15 protein-coding genes are annotated in these 16424 nt (G+C 71.2%); 2 read left to right on the forward strand and 13 right to left on the reverse strand.

Features of this window, described 5'->3' with window-relative positions:
• Positions 1-116 precede the first annotated feature (116 nt).
• From ACWGDE_RS10400 to ACWGDE_RS10415, 4 genes are all read right to left on the reverse strand, one after another.
• A complete protein-coding gene (locus tag ACWGDE_RS10400) occupies positions 117-1505 on the reverse strand; it encodes an NAD(P)H-hydrate dehydratase (RefSeq protein WP_453388575.1) in 1389 nt (462 codons plus the stop codon).
• Between the two features lie 16 nt (positions 1506-1521).
• Positions 1522-1890 carry a holo-ACP synthase gene (locus ACWGDE_RS10405; RefSeq protein WP_453388576.1) on the reverse strand — a complete coding sequence of 123 codons (369 nt, stop codon included), beginning with the start codon at positions 1888-1890 and terminating at the stop codon, positions 1522-1524.
• A 19-nt stretch (positions 1891-1909) separates the two neighbouring features.
• Positions 1910-3757, reverse strand: coding sequence for a glutamine--fructose-6-phosphate transaminase (isomerizing) (gene glmS / locus ACWGDE_RS10410; protein ID WP_453388577.1), 1848 nt, complete (start codon positions 3755-3757; stop codon positions 1910-1912).
• A gap of 110 nt (positions 3758-3867) precedes the next feature.
• Positions 3868-4644 (reverse strand): hypothetical protein, encoded by a 777-nt coding sequence (locus tag ACWGDE_RS10415; protein WP_453388578.1) that lies wholly within the window; start codon positions 4642-4644, stop codon positions 3868-3870.
• Positions 4645-4927: 283 nt separating this feature from the next.
• Here ACWGDE_RS10415 and coaA point away from each other — a divergent pair, with 283 nt between their 5' ends.
• Both coaA and ACWGDE_RS10425 read left to right on the forward strand, forming a co-directional pair.
• Positions 4928-6001: a type I pantothenate kinase gene (gene coaA / locus ACWGDE_RS10420; protein ID WP_453388579.1), complete on the forward strand. Its 1074-nt coding sequence runs from the start codon at positions 4928-4930 to the stop codon at positions 5999-6001.
• Positions 6002-6026: 25 nt separating this feature from the next.
• Positions 6027-6974 carry a DUF389 domain-containing protein gene (locus tag ACWGDE_RS10425; RefSeq protein ID WP_453388580.1) on the forward strand — a complete coding sequence of 316 codons (948 nt, stop codon included), beginning with the start codon at positions 6027-6029 and terminating at the stop codon, positions 6972-6974.
• Positions 6975-6977: 3 nt separating this feature from the next.
• Here the strand turns inward: ACWGDE_RS10425 and ACWGDE_RS10430 are convergent, their stop codons facing one another.
• The 9 genes from ACWGDE_RS10430 to truA all read right to left on the reverse strand — a co-directional run bounded on the left by ACWGDE_RS10430 (position 6978) and on the right by truA (position 16399).
• Positions 6978-7745: a hypothetical protein gene (locus tag ACWGDE_RS10430; RefSeq protein ID WP_453388581.1), complete on the reverse strand. Its 768-nt coding sequence runs from the start codon at positions 7743-7745 to the stop codon at positions 6978-6980.
• Complete coding sequence (locus ACWGDE_RS10435; protein ID WP_453388582.1) at positions 7742-9253, reverse strand: C2 family cysteine protease; 1512 nt, start codon at positions 9251-9253, stop codon at positions 7742-7744. Before ACWGDE_RS10435 ends, ACWGDE_RS10430 begins: the two co-directional genes overlap by 4 nt.
• Positions 9250-9588: a hypothetical protein gene (locus tag ACWGDE_RS10440; protein WP_453388583.1), complete on the reverse strand. Its 339-nt coding sequence runs from the start codon at positions 9586-9588 to the stop codon at positions 9250-9252. Before ACWGDE_RS10440 ends, ACWGDE_RS10435 begins: the two co-directional genes overlap by 4 nt.
• Before the next feature lie 199 nt (positions 9589-9787).
• The gene (gene glmM / locus ACWGDE_RS10445; RefSeq protein WP_453388584.1) at positions 9788-11146 is read right to left on the reverse strand and encodes a phosphoglucosamine mutase; all 1359 of its coding nucleotides are present in this window, start codon (positions 11144-11146) and stop codon (positions 9788-9790) included.
• A 135-nt stretch (positions 11147-11281) separates the two neighbouring features.
• Positions 11282-11800, reverse strand: a complete 519-nt coding sequence (gene rpsI / locus ACWGDE_RS10450) for a 30S ribosomal protein S9 (RefSeq protein ID WP_453388585.1) — start codon at positions 11798-11800, stop codon at positions 11282-11284.
• A gap of 46 nt (positions 11801-11846) precedes the next feature.
• Positions 11847-12290 carry a 50S ribosomal protein L13 gene (rplM, locus tag ACWGDE_RS10455; protein ID WP_453388586.1) on the reverse strand — a complete coding sequence of 148 codons (444 nt, stop codon included), beginning with the start codon at positions 12288-12290 and terminating at the stop codon, positions 11847-11849.
• Positions 12291-12522: 232 nt separating this feature from the next.
• Entirely contained in the window at positions 12523-13782 is a 1260-nt protein-coding gene (locus tag ACWGDE_RS10460; protein ID WP_453388587.1) for a glycosyltransferase family 87 protein, read from the reverse strand.
• Between the two features lie 66 nt (positions 13783-13848).
• On the reverse strand, positions 13849-15477 hold the full coding sequence (locus ACWGDE_RS10465; RefSeq protein ID WP_453388588.1) for an ABC-F family ATP-binding cassette domain-containing protein: 1629 nt from the start codon (positions 15475-15477) through the stop codon (positions 13849-13851).
• A 70-nt stretch (positions 15478-15547) separates the two neighbouring features.
• Positions 15548-16399, reverse strand: a complete 852-nt coding sequence (gene truA / locus ACWGDE_RS10470; RefSeq protein WP_453388589.1) for a tRNA pseudouridine(38-40) synthase TruA — start codon at positions 16397-16399, stop codon at positions 15548-15550.
• Between the last annotated feature and the right edge of the window lie 25 nt (positions 16400-16424).

Raw genomic sequence — 16424 nt, forward strand, 5'->3', positions numbered from 1 at the left:
CGCCCACACCGGCCCCGGCGGGCATTGCCCGTTAACAACCCCCGGGCGGGGTTGGGGGGCGCGGGGGTCCGGGGGCCGGCCCCCGTGCGGCGGCGCCGCAGCCGGGACACCTGGACCTAGCCGCGCCGCACCTCGCGCCAAGCCGCCGGCAGGGCTTCCGCCACCTGGTGGGCCAGCAACGGCCCCCCTGCCAGCCGCGCCGCCAGCCCGTGGAGGTACGCCGCCACCGCCCCCGCGTCCGCCCCGGACAGGCCACCCGCCAGCAAAGACCCCGCCAGACCGGACAGCACGTCACCGCTGCCGGCGGTCGCCAGCCAGGGAGTCCCGGTCGGGTTCACCCGGACAGCACCGCCGCCGGAGGCGACCAGCGTCGTCGAGCCCTTGAGCAGCACCGCCGCCCCGTACCGCTCCGCCAGCTCCCCCGCCGCGGCCAGCCGCCCCGCCTCGACCACCTCGCGCGCGACCCCGAGCAGCGCCGCCGCCTCCCCCGCGTGCGGGGTCAGCAGGGTCGGCGCCGCCCGCGCCCGCAGCGCCGCGGGGTCCAGGCCGCGCAGCCCGTCCGCGTCCACCAGTACCGGCACCGGCTCCGACAGCACCCGCGTGCCGTCCTCGTCGCCCAGGCCCGGCCCGACCACCCAGGCCTGGACCCGGCCCGGTCCGATCAGCGTCTCGGGGTAGCGGGCCAGCACCGCGTCCGCGACGGCCGGCGGCCCGACGTAGCGCACCGCGCCCGCGCCGCCCCGCAGCGCCCCCGCCACCGCGAGCACCGCCGCGCCCGGGTAGCGCGCGGACCCGGCGACGATCCCGACCACGCCCCGCCGGTACTTGTCGCTCGTCCGCGTCGGCTCGGGCAGCAGCGCGGCCACGTCGGCGTGCTGCAGGGCCTCCGCGTCCGGCCGGGCGGGCAGGGTCAGCCCGATGTCCACCAGGTGCACCGCCCCGGCCAGCGCGGCCCCCGGGTCGATCAGCAGCCCCGGCTTGTACGCCCCGAAGGTCACGGTGACATCGGCCCGTACGGCCGCCCCCGCGACCTCCCCGGTGTCCGCGTCCACCCCGCTCGGCAGGTCCACCGCGACCACCACCGCGCCCGCCGGGATCCGCTCCACCAGCGCCGCCGCGGCCGGCCGCAGCCCGCCCCGGCCGCCGATCCCGACGAGCCCGTCCACGACGAGGTCCGCCCGCGCGGGCACCGCCTCGGCGAGGCGTCCGCCGGCGGCCCGCAGCGCGGCCAGGCCGCCCGCGTGCACCCGTACCGGATCCATCGCCACGGCCGTCACCCCGGCCCCGCGCCGGGCCAGGCGCGCGCCCGCGTACAGCGCGTCGCCCCCGTTGTCGCCCGGGCCGACCAGCAGCACCACGCGTGCCCCGTACACCCGGGGCAGCAGCCGGACGCAGACCGCGGCCAGTCCCGCCGCCGCCCGCGCCATCAGGGTGCCTTCGGGCAGCCGGGCCATCAGCTCGCGCTCGGCGGCCCGTACGGTCTCCACGCTGTAAGCAGTACGCATGGCACCAGCGTGCCCGCTATCCCTCGGCGATCACCACAGCGGACGCGATGCCCGCGTCGTGGCTCAGGGAGATGTGCCAGGACCGCACGCCCAGTTCCTTCGCCCGGGCCTCGACCGTCCCCGACACGCGCAGCCGCGGCTGCCCGCTGTCTTCGACGTACACCTCGGCGTCGGTCCACAGCAGCCCGCCGGGCGCGCCGAGCGCCTTGGCGAGCGCCTCCTTGGCCGCGAACCGCGCGGCGAGCGAGGCGGCCCCGCGCCGCTCGCCGCTCGGCAGCGTCAACTCGGCGTCGACGAAGAGCCGCCCGGCCAGGTTCGGCGTCCGCTCCAGCGCGGCGCCGAACCGCTCGATCTCGGCAACGTCGATCCCCACACCGATAATCACAGCTACAAACCCTCTTCACTCACTCCACAGTCACCGATTTCGCGAGGTTACGCGGCTGGTCCACCTCGTTGCCCCGCGCGGTCGCCAGCTCGCACGCGAACACCTGCAGCGGCACGGTCGCCACCAGCGGCTGGAGCAGCGTCGGCGTGACCGGGATGCGGATGAGGTGGTCGGCGTACGGGACGACGGCCTCGTCCCCCTCCTCGGCGATCACGATGGTCCGCGCCCCGCGCGCCCGGATCTCCTGGATGTTCGACACGATCTTGTCGTGCAGCACCGAGCGCCCGCGCGGCGACGGTACGACGACCACCACCGGCAGGTCCTTCTCGATGAGCGCGATCGGCCCGTGCTTCAGCTCGCCCGCCGCGAAGCCCTCGGCGTGCATGTACGCCAGCTCCTTGAGCTTGAGCGCGCCCTCCAGCGCCACCGGGTAGCCGACGTGCCGGCCGAGGAACAGCACGGTGTTCTTGTCGGCCAGGGAGCGCGCGAGCTCCCGTACCGGCTCCATGGTCTCCAGTACGGTGTCCACCGCCGCGGCGATGTCCGACAGCTCCCGGATGACCGCCTGGATCTCGTCGCCCCACTTCGTGCCCCGTACCTGCCCGAGGTAGAGGGCGACCAGGTAGCAGGCCACCAGCTGCGTCAGGAACGCCTTCGTGGAGGCGACGGCGACCTCGGGTCCGGCGTGCGTGTACAGCACGGCGTCCGACTCACGCGGGATCGTGGAGCCGTTCGTATTGCAGACGGCCAGCACCTTGGCCCCCTGCTCACGTGCGTGCCGCAGCGCCATGAGGGTGTCCATGGTCTCGCCGGACTGGGAGATCGCGATCACCAGCGTCCGCTGGTCCAGGATCGGGTCGCGGTAGCGGAACTCGCTGGCCAGCTCCGTCTCGCACGGGATGCGGGTCCAGTGCTCGATGGCCAGCTTCGCGATCATGCCCGCGTGGTACGCCGTACCGCACGCCACGATGACGACCTTGTCGACCTCGCGGAGCACGGAGTCCGGGATCCGCACCTCGTCGAGGGTCAGCAGGCCGCTCGCGTCGATCCTGCCCAGGAGGGTGTCGGCGACGGCCTTCGGCTGTTCGGCGATCTCCTTGAGCATGAAGTAGTCGTAACCCCCCTTCTCGGCCGCCGAGGCGTCCCAGTCCACGTGGTACGCCCGCACGTTCGCGGCCGAACCGTCGAAGTTGGTCACCGAGACACCGTCGCGGCGGAGCTCGACGACCTGGTCCTGCCCCAGCTCGATCGCGGACCGCGTGTGGGCGATGAAGGCGGCCACGTCCGAGGCGAGGAAGTTCTCGCCCTCTCCAACGCCCACCACCAGCGGCGAGTTCCGGCGCGCGCCGACGACCACGTCCGGAGCGTCGGCGTGCACCGCGACCAGCGTGAAGGCCCCCTGGAGCCGCCGGCAGACCTGCCGCATCGCCTCGGCGAGGTCCCCGGTGGCCGAGAAGCACTCCGCCAGCAGGTGCGCCACGACCTCGGTGTCCGTCTCGGACTCCAGCCGGTGTCCGCGCTCGGCGAGCTCGGCGCGCAGCGCGGCGAAGTTCTCGATGATCCCGTTGTGCACGACGGCCACGCGCCCCGAGTTGTCGAGGTGCGGGTGGGCGTTGACGTCGGTGGGACCGCCATGGGTCGCCCACCGGGTGTGTCCGAGCCCCGTGGAACCGGCCGGCAGCGGGTGCCCGACCAGCTCCTTCTCCAGATTGACCAGCTTGCCGGCCTTCTTGACCGCGGCGAGTCCCCCGTCGGCGAGCACGGCGACACCCGCCGAGTCGTAGCCGCGGTACTCCAGCCGCTTGAGTCCGGCAATGACCACATCGAGCGCCGACTGCGCTCCCACGTAACCCACGATTCCGCACATAAGCCGCAGGGTACGCCGTAGTTGGCTCCCCGCCCGGTACCTGAACAAGACGAAAACCCCGCCCCGGCGAATGTGCCGGAGCGGGGTTGACGCGGTGTTCGGGCGAACCGTCAGCCGAGCTTCTTGACCTGCGCCGCGACGACGGCCTTCGGCTGCTCGGCGGTGCCGGCGAGGCTCAGCGCGAAGAAGGTGACCAGGGAGTTGCCCTTGCGGACGACCACGAGCTCCGTGGTGGCCTTCTCGCCCTCGTCCTCCATCTCGATGGTGTACGCGAGGGCCTCGTCACCCGCGGTCACGGCGGCGCCGGGGCTGACCTTGGTGAACTTGCCCGAGTCGGCCCCGGTGGTGACCCCGTACCCGCCGGCGCAGGACGTGCCGGCCTTCTTGAGCGCGGCGAAGGCCTCCTCCGCGCCCTTGCCGTCGTACGAGGACAGGGTGACCGCGGTGACGGTCGAGCCGAGGGCGTCCAGCCCGGCCTTCATCTTCTCCTCGGCGGTCGCGTTGGGGCCCGCTTCCTTGCCCTTGGCGACGGCCTTGATCCGCGCGGCTCCGGTGGGCGTGCCGACCGGAGCCAGGGACTGCGCCTTGACCAGCGGGAGGCAGTCGGGCTTGTCGCTGGTGGACGTGGCACCGGCCTTGACCTCCTCCGGCGTGGCGGCCTTGAGGATGTGGTCGGGCAGGTCGGCCTGGGCCACGATCAGGCCCGCGAGCTCCGCTTCCGTCTTCCCCTTGGCGGCCGGCGCCGCCGCCGGGGCCGACGCGGAGGCGGACGGCTTGGTGTCGCCCTTGGCGTCCGCCTTGTCGGAGCCGCCGCAGGCGGTGGCGAGCAGCGCCAGGGACACGGCCGAGGCGGTCAGGACGGTACGGCGTACGAGCGTGGTGCGCATGGTGTGGTTCCCCCCACGGGAAGTGCTGTGAAAAGGGCAGCGCGGGGCGGCGCCCCGATCCGGGGACGCGTCGCGAGCTGCGGTGATCCACACCGTACGGGGCCCCGGCGCCACGTTCTCCGCAATATTTCGGCCGCCGCCCGCATCGTGACCCCGATGAGACCGCAGGGGCCTCCAATCGATACCGGCCCCCGTACAACCCACCCGCCGAGGGACATACGACCCCATCCCACGTGACCGACCACACCACCCACAACGGCCCCGGAGACCCGACAATGGCGGTGTGATCACTTCGCCGCCACGAAGCACGCCGGACAGCGCAACGGAGCGCCCCGACGGATCGGAGCCCCCCACGCACCCCGAGCACCCCGAGCACGCCGCGCACCCCACGCGCCGCCGGGGTCACGAGGCCTCCCCCTACGTCGACCTCACCCGGGCCGAGTGGAGCGCCCTGCGCGAGCGCACACCGCTCCCGCTGACGGCCGACGAGGTCGAGCGGCTGCGCGGCCTGGGCGACGTCATCGACCTCGACGAGGTCCGCGACGTCTACCTGCCGCTCTCCCGGCTGCTGAACCTGTACGTCGGCGCCACCAGCAACCTGCGCGGCACCCTCAACACCTTCCTCGGCGACGCCGGCAACGGCCACGGCGCTCAGCAGGGCACCCCGTTCGTCATAGGGGTCGCCGGTTCCGTCGCCGTCGGCAAGTCCACCGTGGCCCGTCTGCTCCAGGCGCTCCTCGCCCGCTGGCCCGAGCACCCGCGCGTGGAGCTGGTCACCACCGACGGCTTCCTCTACCCGATGAAGGAGCTCCAGCGGCGCGGGCTGACCGCGCGCAAGGGCTTCCCGGAGTCCTACGACCGCCGTGCGCTGACCCGCTTCGTCGCCGACATCAAGGCGGGCAAGGACGAGGTCACGGCCCCGGTCTACTCCCACCTGATCTACGACATCGTCCCCGACGAGCGGCTCGTCGTACGCCGCCCGGACATCCTGATCGTCGAGGGGCTCAACGTCCTGCAGCCGGCCATGCCCGGCAAGGACGGCCGCACCCGGGTGGGCCTGGCCGACTACTTCGACTTCAGCGTGTACGTGGACGCGCGCCCCGAGGACATCGAGCGCTGGTACCTCAACCGGTTCCGCAAACTGCGCGAGACCGCCTTCCAGAACCCGTTCTCCTACTTCCGCAAGTACACGCAGGTCTCCGAGGAGGAGGCGCTGGAGTACGCGCAGACGATGTGGCGGACCATCAACAAGCCCAACCTGCTGGAGAACGTGGCCCCGACCCGCGGCCGCGCCACCCTCGTCGTGCGCAAGGGACCGGACCACAAGGTGCAGAAGCTCAGCCTTCGCAAGCTCTGAGCCCTGTCCGGACTAGGGTGCGGCCATGCTGCATCTACGGATGATCACCCCGTCCGACCGGACGGACGCCGTGGTCCGGATCGTCGAGGGGACGGTCGGCACCACCCATCTGGCGGTGCTGCCCGGCGCTGCCCGCATGCCCCCGGGCGACATCGTGCTGTGCGACGTGGCGCGCGAGGCGGGCGACGAGCTCCTGCACGAGCTGCGGGAGCTCGGCATCGACCAGGACGGCTCGATCGCGGTCGAGAACATCGACCTCAGCCTCTCGCGGTCCGCCGAGCGGGCCGAGGAGGAGGCCCCGGGAGAGGCCGCGGACGCGGTGCTGTGGGAGCAGTTGCGCGAGGCGACCCACGAGGAGTCGACCCTCACCATCACCTACAGCGCCTTCATGATCATCGCGACGATGATCGCAGCCTGCGGTGTCGTCCTCGACAACGCCGTCCTGATCGTGGGCGCCATGGCCGTGGGCCCGGAGTTCGGCCCGCTCGCCGGGGTGTGCACGGGCCTGGTGCGGCGGGTCCCCCGGCAGGCCGTGCGTTCCCTGTTCGCCCTGCTCATCGGGTTCGCCGCCGCGATGGTCGCCACCACCGTCTTCAGCCTGGTGATGGACGCCCTCGACCTCTTCCACCGGTCGATGCTGGAGAACCCGAGGCCCAACACCAGCTTCATCTGGAAGCCGGACCCGTTCTCGTTCGTCGTGGCCCTGCTCGCCGGCGCGGCCGGGGTGCTCTCCCTGACCTCCGCGAAGTCCGGCGCGCTGGTCGGCGTCGCGATCTCGGTGACCACCGTCCCGGCGGCCGCCAACGCGGCCGTGGCCCTGAGCTACGGCGAGTTCGGCCAGATGTGGGGCTCCGCGGTCCAGCTGCTGCTGAACCTGTTCGGGATCATGCTGGCCGGCGTCCTGACCCTGATCGGCCAGAAGCTGCTCTGGCGCACCCAGCGCGGCCGCTGGACCCGCAGGCCGAAGCCCTGAGGCTCAGCCGCCGGAGGGGCCGATGAGCTGGAGGTCCACGTAGCCGGAGTTGCGGTTGGCGCCGTTGGGGTTGCCGTCGCCGACGTCGATCACGGTGACCTTCCAGAGCCGTCCGGCGAACTCCAGGGTGTCCCCGACCCTGGAGTCGGGGTAGGAGGCGCCCCCGGCGTCCCGGCTCACGATGCTGATGTCGGCGACGGGGCCCGGATTGATCTCCGTGACCACGGCGCTGTACTGCCCGCCGTACTCGGTGTTCGGGACGTGCCAGCGCAGGCGGAAGCGCCCGTCGTTCAGGGTCGGCCAGGTGGGCTGGGAGCTGGGCTTCGGCGACTCGGTCACGTTCTTCTGGTCCTTCGGCGTGAGTACGACCCGGTAGGTGCAGATCTGCGAGACGGTGTACGCGGCGCCGCCCACGGTCAGGGTTTGGCCCGGTGTGACGGGCCAGGTCTCGGTCCCCTGCCCGGCCTGCGCCGTGCCCGTGGTGGTGCCGTTCGTCAGCACGGCGGTACGGGTCGCGCCGTCCGCCTGTGCCTCCTTGTACAGCACCGGACCGGCCCCGCCGGGGAGCTGAACGTAGCCGCCGCGCAGGACGTGGAGGCCCTTCGCCTCGGGGTCCCCGGCGCACTGCGGACCCTTGTCGGCGGCCGGCACGGGGCGTGGGGCGGACGGGCTCGGGGATGTCGTGGCGTGCTCGGCCTTCGCCGCGGACGGTCCGCACGCGGCGGCGAGCAGGACGCAGCCGGCGGCCGCGGTGATGCGTACGGTCTTCACTTGGGCACCTTGAGAGCTTGCGGATTGCCGAAGAACTTCTCGTATTCCTCGGGCGTGGCCGTGATGTCCTTGTAATTCGGGCCCCACGGGTTGCCCAGGACGATGTTCCCGTTCTCGAAACCCTTGACGTAGTACACGTGCCGGGTGGAGAAGCTCGGGCCCCATTTCTGCTGGCCCTCCTTCTGGAGGGCGTCCCCGTTGCCCGTGCTGACGATCACGGGGTGCCCCGACTGGAAGCTCTCGCGCACCGAGTCGACGTCGTTGTCGATGCCCTCGGAGTCGTGGCCGGTGATGTACGGCGGGGCCTTCTCGTTGAAGTCCCACTCGGTGGCGCCGTACGACCCCTCTTCCTTGCGGTCGTAGCGCTTGTCGCCGTCGTGCTCGTTGGGCGCACCGCCGTCGTCGCCGCCGTAGACGAGGGCGAAGGCCTTCTCGTAGTAGGCCGGCCACATGGCGTCCTTGGCGTGGGCGGTCATGGGGTTGCCGTCCTTGTCCAGCGGCAGGTCCGGGGTGACGGTGACCCAGCGCTGGTTGCCGTCCTTGTCCCAGATCCGGACGTTGATGGTCCCGTTCGGGTTCTGCTTGATCCCGTCCCGGATGAACTGGGGATTGACCTGGGCCGTCGAGGTGAGCGACGCGATGTACCAGCAGTCGGCGAACCGCCCCTGGCTGATGTCGGCGGCCGTGATCTCCTTGCCGTCCGGGCCGAACAGCGGACCGGTCGGGGTGCCCCAGTGCATTCCGGCGGCCTCCTCGCCGTTCTGGGCGTTGCGGCCGTCCAGGAACGCGTCCGTCGTGTCGAAGCCCGGCTGCATCCCCGGGAACGCGGCCTGCGCCTTGGCCCAGTGCGCGGGGCCCAGCTTCGAGAGGATCAGGCTGAGGTGGTCACGGCGCTCGCCGGCGGGCAGGCCGTTCTCGTCCCACCACTTCCAGCCGCTGTCGTCCGTGTCGTTCATGAGGTCGTTGTAGCGCTTGAGGTCGGCCTCGGGGACGCGGTCGAAGAAGGCGTCGAGCTCGGCGGCCGTCATCCCCTCCAGCATGCTCTTGACCTTCTTCAGGTCGTCGCGGTTGCCGTTGGTGCCGAAGTCCTTGCCGTCGAGCTCCTTGAGCTTCGCCAGCGCCTCGCTGATGTGCTTCTCGTTGGGGGCGACCTCGTCGGCGAAGAGGAGGGCCGGGTCCACCGCGTACCCGTGCTCAATGAGGATCTTGCACTCGTCGAGCTGCTTGCTGCGGCGCTCCATGGAGCCGGCCATGTCGCCGAGCTCGTTGTCGAGCGTCCCCGGCATGGAGCTGGGCCCGCCGAAGAACGACGGCATGACGAAGAGTTGGCCTACCAGCGGCTGGAGCAGCGGGTCGGTGGTGGCCGGCTTGCCGTTCAGGAGCTGGGCCGCCTCGGTGAGGACGCCGGCCAGGTCCCGGTGCATACCGCGGGCGTCGCCGCCCAGCTTGCGCAGGCTGGACGCGAGGGCGCGTATCTCGGCGGTGTCGAAGCCGCGGAACTCGCTCAATTTCCCGGTCCCGTCGTCTGCTTGGCCGCGGCCGTCTTCGCCTGCTCGTCGAGGCGGTCCGCCTCGGTGTCCCAGCGGCCGGCGTCTCCCATGAGCGCGGACGCCATCTGGCCGAGCGTGCCGCGGCGGTTCACGATCTGGGTTGTGGCCTGGGTCGCGAAGGGGCCCTGCCAGACCGGCGGATCGGTCTGCTGGGCCTTCTTCGCAGCCGCGTCGAGGTGCGGTCCGAGCGTCTTGGCGAGCGCACGCGCCCTGCGGGCGCAGGCCCTGAGGTCGTTCGCCCGCTTCTTCAGCTGCTCCGGCGTCTCCCCGCCCGGTTCATCCGGTCGTACCACCGTGCGTCCCCCTTGCCCCACCTACCGCACCAACAGCCTGCGAGATTATCAGCCCGGCAACCAGTTCGAATGATCGGAACCGCCACCACGCCTTCCCCCAGCGAGAACTGACGGTCGCTCAAACGACTCGGCCCCGCCGCTCCGGACATCCGGAATGGCGGGGCCGAGCCGTTCGAACGGCAGGATCCGAAGGATGCGGCTAGCCCAGCGCCGACTTCACGACGTCCGCGAGGCGTCCCGCGACCGAGCGGGCCTGCTCGATGTCGGCGGCCTCCACCATCACCCGCACGAGCGGCTCCGTGCCCGACGGACGCAGCAGTACGCGCCCGGTCGAGCCCAGCTCCCGCTCCGCGTCGGCGACGGCCGCGGCCAGCTCGCCCGAGGTCGCGACCCGCGACTTGTCCACGTCGGGGACGTTGACCAGGACCTGCGGCAGCCGGCTCATGACCCCGGCCAGCTCCGTCAGCGACTTGCCGGTGGCCGCGATCCGCGCCGCCAGCATCAGGCCGGTCAGGGTGCCGTCGCCGGTGGTGGCGTGGTCGAGGATGATCACGTGGCCGGACTGCTCGCCGCCCAGCGCGTAGCCGTGCTCCTTCATCGACTCCAGGACGTACCGGTCGCCGACGCCGGTCTGCACGACGTTGATGCCCGCGGACTCCATCGCCAGCTTGAAGCCCAGGTTCGACATCACGGTGCCGACCACGGTGTCCTCGCGCAGGTGACCGGACTCGCGCATGGCCAGCGCCAGCACCGCGAGGATCTGGTCGCCGTCGACCTCGTCGCCGTTCGCGTCCACGGCGAGGCAGCGGTCGGCGTCCCCGTCGTGCGCGATGCCGAGGTCGGCCCCGTGCTCGACGACGGCCTGCTTGAGCAGGCCGAGGTGGGTGGAGCCGCAACCGTCGTTGATGTTCAGGCCGTCGGGCTCGGCACCGATGGTGACGATCTCCGCGCCGGCCCGGGCGAAGGCCTCGGGCGAGACGAAGGCGGCCGCGCCGTGCGCCTCGTCCAGGACGACCTTCAGGCCGTCGAGGCGGTTCGGCAGGACGCCCATGAGGTGGGCGACGTACTTGTCGAAGCCCTCGGTGTAGTCGGAGACGCGGCCGACGCCGTCACCGGTCGGCCGGTCCCAGGGGGCTCCCGTGCGGTGGTCCTCGTAGACCGTCTCGATCCGGTCCTCGAGCTCGTCGGCCAGCTTGTGGCCGCCGCGCGCGAAGAACTTGATGCCGTTGTCGGGCATGGCGTTGTGGCTGGCCGAGAGCATCACGCCGAGGTCGGCGCCCAGCGCACCGGTGAGATACGCCACCGCCGGGGTGGGCAGCACACCGACGCGCAGGACGTCCACGCCCGCGCTCGCGAGGCCCGCGACGACTGCGGCCTCCAGGAACTCGCCCGAGGCCCGGGGGTCCCGGCCGACCACCGCGGTGGCCCGATGGCCCGCGAAGGTACCTGCCTCGGCCAGTACGTGCGCCGCCGCCACGGAGAGGCCGAGCGCGAGCTCAGCCGTCAGATCCGCGTTGGCGACGCCTCGTACACCGTCCGTCCCGAAGAGTCGTCCCACTGTTGTCCTCCCGAGTGTTCGCATCGCTTGTGACCGCTTGTGCCATCTATTTGCCGCTTGTGGCGGTAAACGAACCGCCCCGACAGCACAAAGAGTGCTGCCGGGGCGGTTTCGTTGCTGAACAGCAGGCGAAGATTAACGCTTGCTGTACTGCGGAGCCTTGCGGGCCTTCTTGAGACCGGCCTTCTTGCGCTCGACCGCACGGTCGTCGCGGGAAAGGAAGCCGGCCTTCTTCAGCGCCGGGCGGTTGTTGTCGACGTCCGCCTCGTTCAGCGCACGGGCCACACCGAGGCGCAGGGCGCCGGCCTGACCGGAAACGCCGCCACCCGAGATGCGGGCGATGACGTCGTAGCGGTTGTCGAGCTCAAGGAGCTTGAACGGCTCGTTGACTTCCTGCTGGTGCACCTTGTTGGGGAAGTAGTCCTCAAGGGTGCGACCGTTGATCTTCCACTTGCCGGTGCCCGGAACGATCCGGACGCGGGCGATGGCGTTCTTGCGACGGCCCAGGCCGGCGGCCGGCTGGGGGTCACCGAAGCGGCCGGCAAGGGACTCCGAGGTGTAGTCGCCCTCGACGACGTCCGCGGACTCGGTGGTGTATTCCTCGACGTTGCCCTCGAACTCTTCGACGACAGTCTCGGCGGTGGTCTCGGCCACGATGCTCCTCAGAAGTTTCTTGTCTTAGGGGGTGTGGTGGCCGGAACTACTGCGCGACCTGGGTGATCTCGAACGGCACCGGCTGCTGGGCAGCGTGGGGGTGCTGGTCGCCCGAGTAGACCTTCAGCTTCGAGAGCATCTGACGGCCCAGGGTGTTCTTGGGGATCATGCCCTTGATGGCCTTCTCGACGGCCTTCTCGGGGTTGTTCGCCAGGAGGTCGTCGTAGCGCACCGAGCGGAGACCGCCCGGGAAGCCAGAGTGGCGGTACGCCATCTTCTGGGTCGCCTTGTTGCCGGACAGGTGAACCTTGTCGGCGTTGATGATGATGACGAAGTCGCCCATGTCCATGTGGGGGGCGTAAGTCGGCTTGTGCTTACCCCGCAGGAGGGTAGCGGCCTGGGTCGCCAGACGGCCGAGGACAACGTCCTGGGCGTCGATGACGTGCCACTGGCGCGAGATGTCGCCGGGCTTGGGGCTGAACGTACGCACGCGTATGCCTTCGCTTCTTCAGTGGTGGGCATCCTCGAGGCGTTAGCCTCAAAGGACGGGTCCTGACAAGGTCACCACGGACGATCACGACAGCCCTGGTCACAACGGAGACGCAATCCGTGTGAACCGCTGGTCATCGGCCCGGTGGACCGGCGTAATGCCCTCTCACGTGAGAATGAGCAAGCCAATACGCATGACGAACCAGCAGGATACCCGTGAAGCCCAAGAAGGGTCAAAACGCGGTCCTCGACCCCGTTTCGACTGGGGTCGTGGCGCACTCCGGTTCGGTCCTGGGTAGGGACCCCGCAGTTCGTACGACTTCCACCATAACCCGGACCGGACGCAGTGAACGCCACATGAGCAGTCCGGCCACCCCGCACAGGGTCGCCATGTCCTTGAAGGCCCGCCGTTTGGCCGCCAGCTCCGAGGGCCACGGAACGCCCGCGGTCTGGGGCAGCAGGGCCACCCAGAACCAGGGCGAGCGCGGCATCGAGCCCGCCCTGACCCCCGACGCGAGCACCAGCGGAAGCACCACGATCATGTAGTGGTCGAAGGACGGCCGGGACACCAGGAATGCGGCGAGCATCACCATGCAGGCCGTCTCCACCAGCCTCAGCTCGCCCCCGTCCCCGTCCACGGAGACCGGGCGCCGCCAGCGTCGCCAGGCCGCCCACAGGCCGCAGCCGGCCCCGGCGAAGGCCACCACCACGGCCACCGAAGCCGGCACCCCCAGCCGCGGGAGCACCGCGATCGGCGAGGCGTCCCACGGCAGCGCGTAGGAGTCCTGGCCCTGCAGCAGGAACGGCAGCGTCTTGGTGAAGAACAGCATCGGGCGCGGCATCATCAGCGCCCCCGCCAGCGACAGCCCCACCGGAACGCCCACCGCGACGGCCAGCGCGCGCCACTGCCGGGCCAGTACGAAGAGCAGCCCTATCGGCACCAGCATCGGCTTGCACGCGATGGCGAGCCCCACCACCAGCCCGGCCGCCGCCCAGGACCGCCGGTGCGCCAGCAGCAGCGCCACCGGCAGGGCCGCGGCCGAGATGGCCGTCCAGTTCCCGATGAGCACCAGGTTGATGTACGGCTTGTACAGCAGTGCGAACAGTCCGAAACCGCCGACCGCGAGCCGTGAGCGCACCGGTACGGAGAACAGCCGCAGCGAGGCCCACCAGCCGAGGCCCACCAGCCCGGTCATCCCCAGCGGCAGGACGACGCGCAGCAGCGGAGCGGGGAGCAGGGCCTCGGGGATCGCCATGATGACGGCGCTGGGCAGGTAGAGGAACCGCTTGTCCTCGTACGGGGAGACCCCGGCGAGCAGCGCGTCCGCGGCCTTGACCACGAAGGCGTTGTCCGAGCCCCAGTTCACCCGCAGGCTCGCCGAGACCGCCACGGACAGCAGGATCACCAGACCCACCGCCCGCCAGGACCGGGGGGCGGGCCTCAGCAGCCATTCCACCCGCCGGTCCCAGGAGGACGGGCTGTCCCACTTCATGACCCAGACACTAGGCCGCAGCCCCACAACGAAGTCCCCTCGACCAGCCGGGGGGCGGTCTCCCCCTCAGCGCTTGCGTTCGACCCTACGTTCGTCCCAGACGGGCTCCGTAGTCTCCCGCACAACACCGTCTGAACCGAAGACCAGGTAACGGTCAAATGTGCGGGCGAACCAGCGGTCGTGCGTGACGCACAACACAGTGCCGTCGTACGCCTCCAGCCCGTCCTGCAACGCCTCGGCCGACTCCAGGTCCAGGTTGTCCGTCGGCTCGTCCAGGAGCAGCGCCGTCGTACCGGCCAGCTCCAGCAGCAGGATCTGGAAACGGGCCTGCTGGCCGCCCGAGAGCTTCTCGAAGGGCTGCTCGCCCTGCCGCTCCAGCTCGTACCGGCGCAGGGCGCCCATGGCCTGGCCCAGCGGCTTCGCCGCCTCCGTCCACAGGATGTCGACGAGCGTACGGCCGAAGAGCTCCGGGTGGGCGTGGGTCTGCGCGAAGTGGCCGGGGACCACGCGGGCGCCGAGCTTCCACGTGCCCGTGTGCTTGACGTCCTCGCCCGCCATCAGCCGCAGGAAGTGCGACTTCCCGGAGCCGTTCGAGCCCAGGACCGCGACCCGCTCCCCGTAGAAGACCTCCAGGGAGAAGGGCTTCATCAGCCCGGTGAGCTCCAGGTTCTCCACGGTGAGCGCGCGCACGCCCGTACGGCCGCCCTTGAGCCGCATCTTGATGTCCTGCTCGCGGGGCGGCTCCGGCGGCGGGCCGGCCTCCTCGAACTTCTTGAAGCGGGTCTGCATCGCGTGGTAACGCGAGGCCATGTCCGGGCTGCTCGCGGCCTGGCCGCGCAGCCGCAGCACCAGGGCCTTCAGCCGGGCGTGCTCCTCGTCCCAGCGCCGCTTGAGCTCCTCGAAGCGCGCGAAGCGCTCCTTGCGGGCCTCGTGGTACGTGTCGAAGCCCGCGCCGTGCACCCAGACGTCCGAGCCGTTCGGGCCCGCCTCCAGGCTGATGATCTTCTCTGCGGCCTGGGTCAGCAGCTCCCGGTCGTGGCTGACGAAGAGCACCGTCTTGCGGGTGGCCGCCAGCTGCTCCTCGAGCCACCGCTTGCCCGGGACGTCGAGGTAGTTGTCCGGCTCGTCGAGCAGCAGCACCTCGTCCGGCCCGCGCAGCAGCGCCTCCAGGACGAGCCGCTTCTGCTCACCGCCCGAGAGCGTGCGCACCTCGCGGAACTGCGCGGAGTCGTACGGGATGGCCAGCGCGGCCATCGTGCAGACGTCCCACAGGGTCTCCGCCTCGTACCCCTGCACGTCGGCCCAGTCGCTCAGCGCCTGCGCGTACGCCATCTGCGCGGCCTCGTCGTCGACCGTCAGGATCAGCTGCTCGGCGCGGTCCACGGCCTTGGCGGCCTCGCGGATCCGCGGCTGGGACACCGAGACCAGGAGGTCCCGTACGGTCGTCTCGTCGCGGACCGAGCCCACGAACTGCGACATCACGCCGAGGCCGCCGCTCACGGTGACCGCGCCGCCGTGCGGCTGGAGCTCGCCGGAGATCATCTTCAGCAGGGTGGTCTTGCCGGCCCCGTTCGCCCCGACGAGGGCGACGACCGACCCCTCCCCCACGCGGAAGGAGACGTCGGGGAGCAGGACCCGCCCGTCGGGAAGGTAGTACTCCAGGTGGCTGGCTTCGAGATGTCCCATGCCGGGCATTGTCCCGGTCGGGCCCCGATCCGCCCAAACGGGTTAGCCGCCGACGGGCCGGGGGTACCCCCCAGACGGCTCAGCAGCAGCCGGCTCCCGGGAGGGTCCGCATGTTCCGGGCCTCCTTGCTGCGGGCGGCCAGCAGCTCGTCGGCGGGGTAGCCGACCTCCTCCAGCGTCAGCCCGTGCGGCTTGACCACGTGCACCGAGGAGTCCCGTACGGCCGCGGCCAGCACCTTCCCGGGCCAGTCGGTGGACCGGTGGCCGTCGCCGACGTGCAGCAGGGCGCCGACCAGCGAGCGGACCATGTTGTGGCAGAAGGCGTCGGCGCGGACGGTCGCGGTGATGATCCCGTCCTCGCCCCGCTCCCAGCTGAGCTGCTGGAGGGTGCGGATCGTCGTGGCCCCCTCGCGCTTCTTGCAGTACGCGGCGAAATCGTGCTCCCCGACCAGCGCGGCGGCGGCCTCGTTCATGGCGTCCACGTCGAGCGGCCACTGGTACCAGAGCACGTGCCCGCGCAGCAGCGGGTCGACGCCGGCCTGGTGGTCGCCGATGCGGTAGGCGTAGCGGCGCCAGATGGCGGAGAACCGCGCGTTGAAGCCGGCGGGGGCCTCGGCGGCCTTCCACACCCGGACGTCGTGCGGCAGCCGTCCCGCGAGACGGCGCAGCAGCTTGTCCTGGTGCTCGGCCCACACCTCGTCCCGTACGTCGAACTGCGCGACCTGCCCGCGCGCGTGCACGCCCGCGTCGGTGCGGCCGGCCACGGTCAGCTCCACCGGGTCGGGCAGCCGCATCACGGTCTGCAGGGCCGACTCCAGCTCGCCCTGGACGGTCCGCAGCACGCGCTGCTTCGCCCAGCCGGAGAAGTCCTTGCCGTCGTAGCTCAGGTCCAGCCTGACCCGGACGTGTCCGGGCTCCACCTCGTCACTCACGTGACCGATCCTCTCAGAAGTGCAG

The organism is Streptomyces sp. NPDC054956, assembly GCF_053609185.1.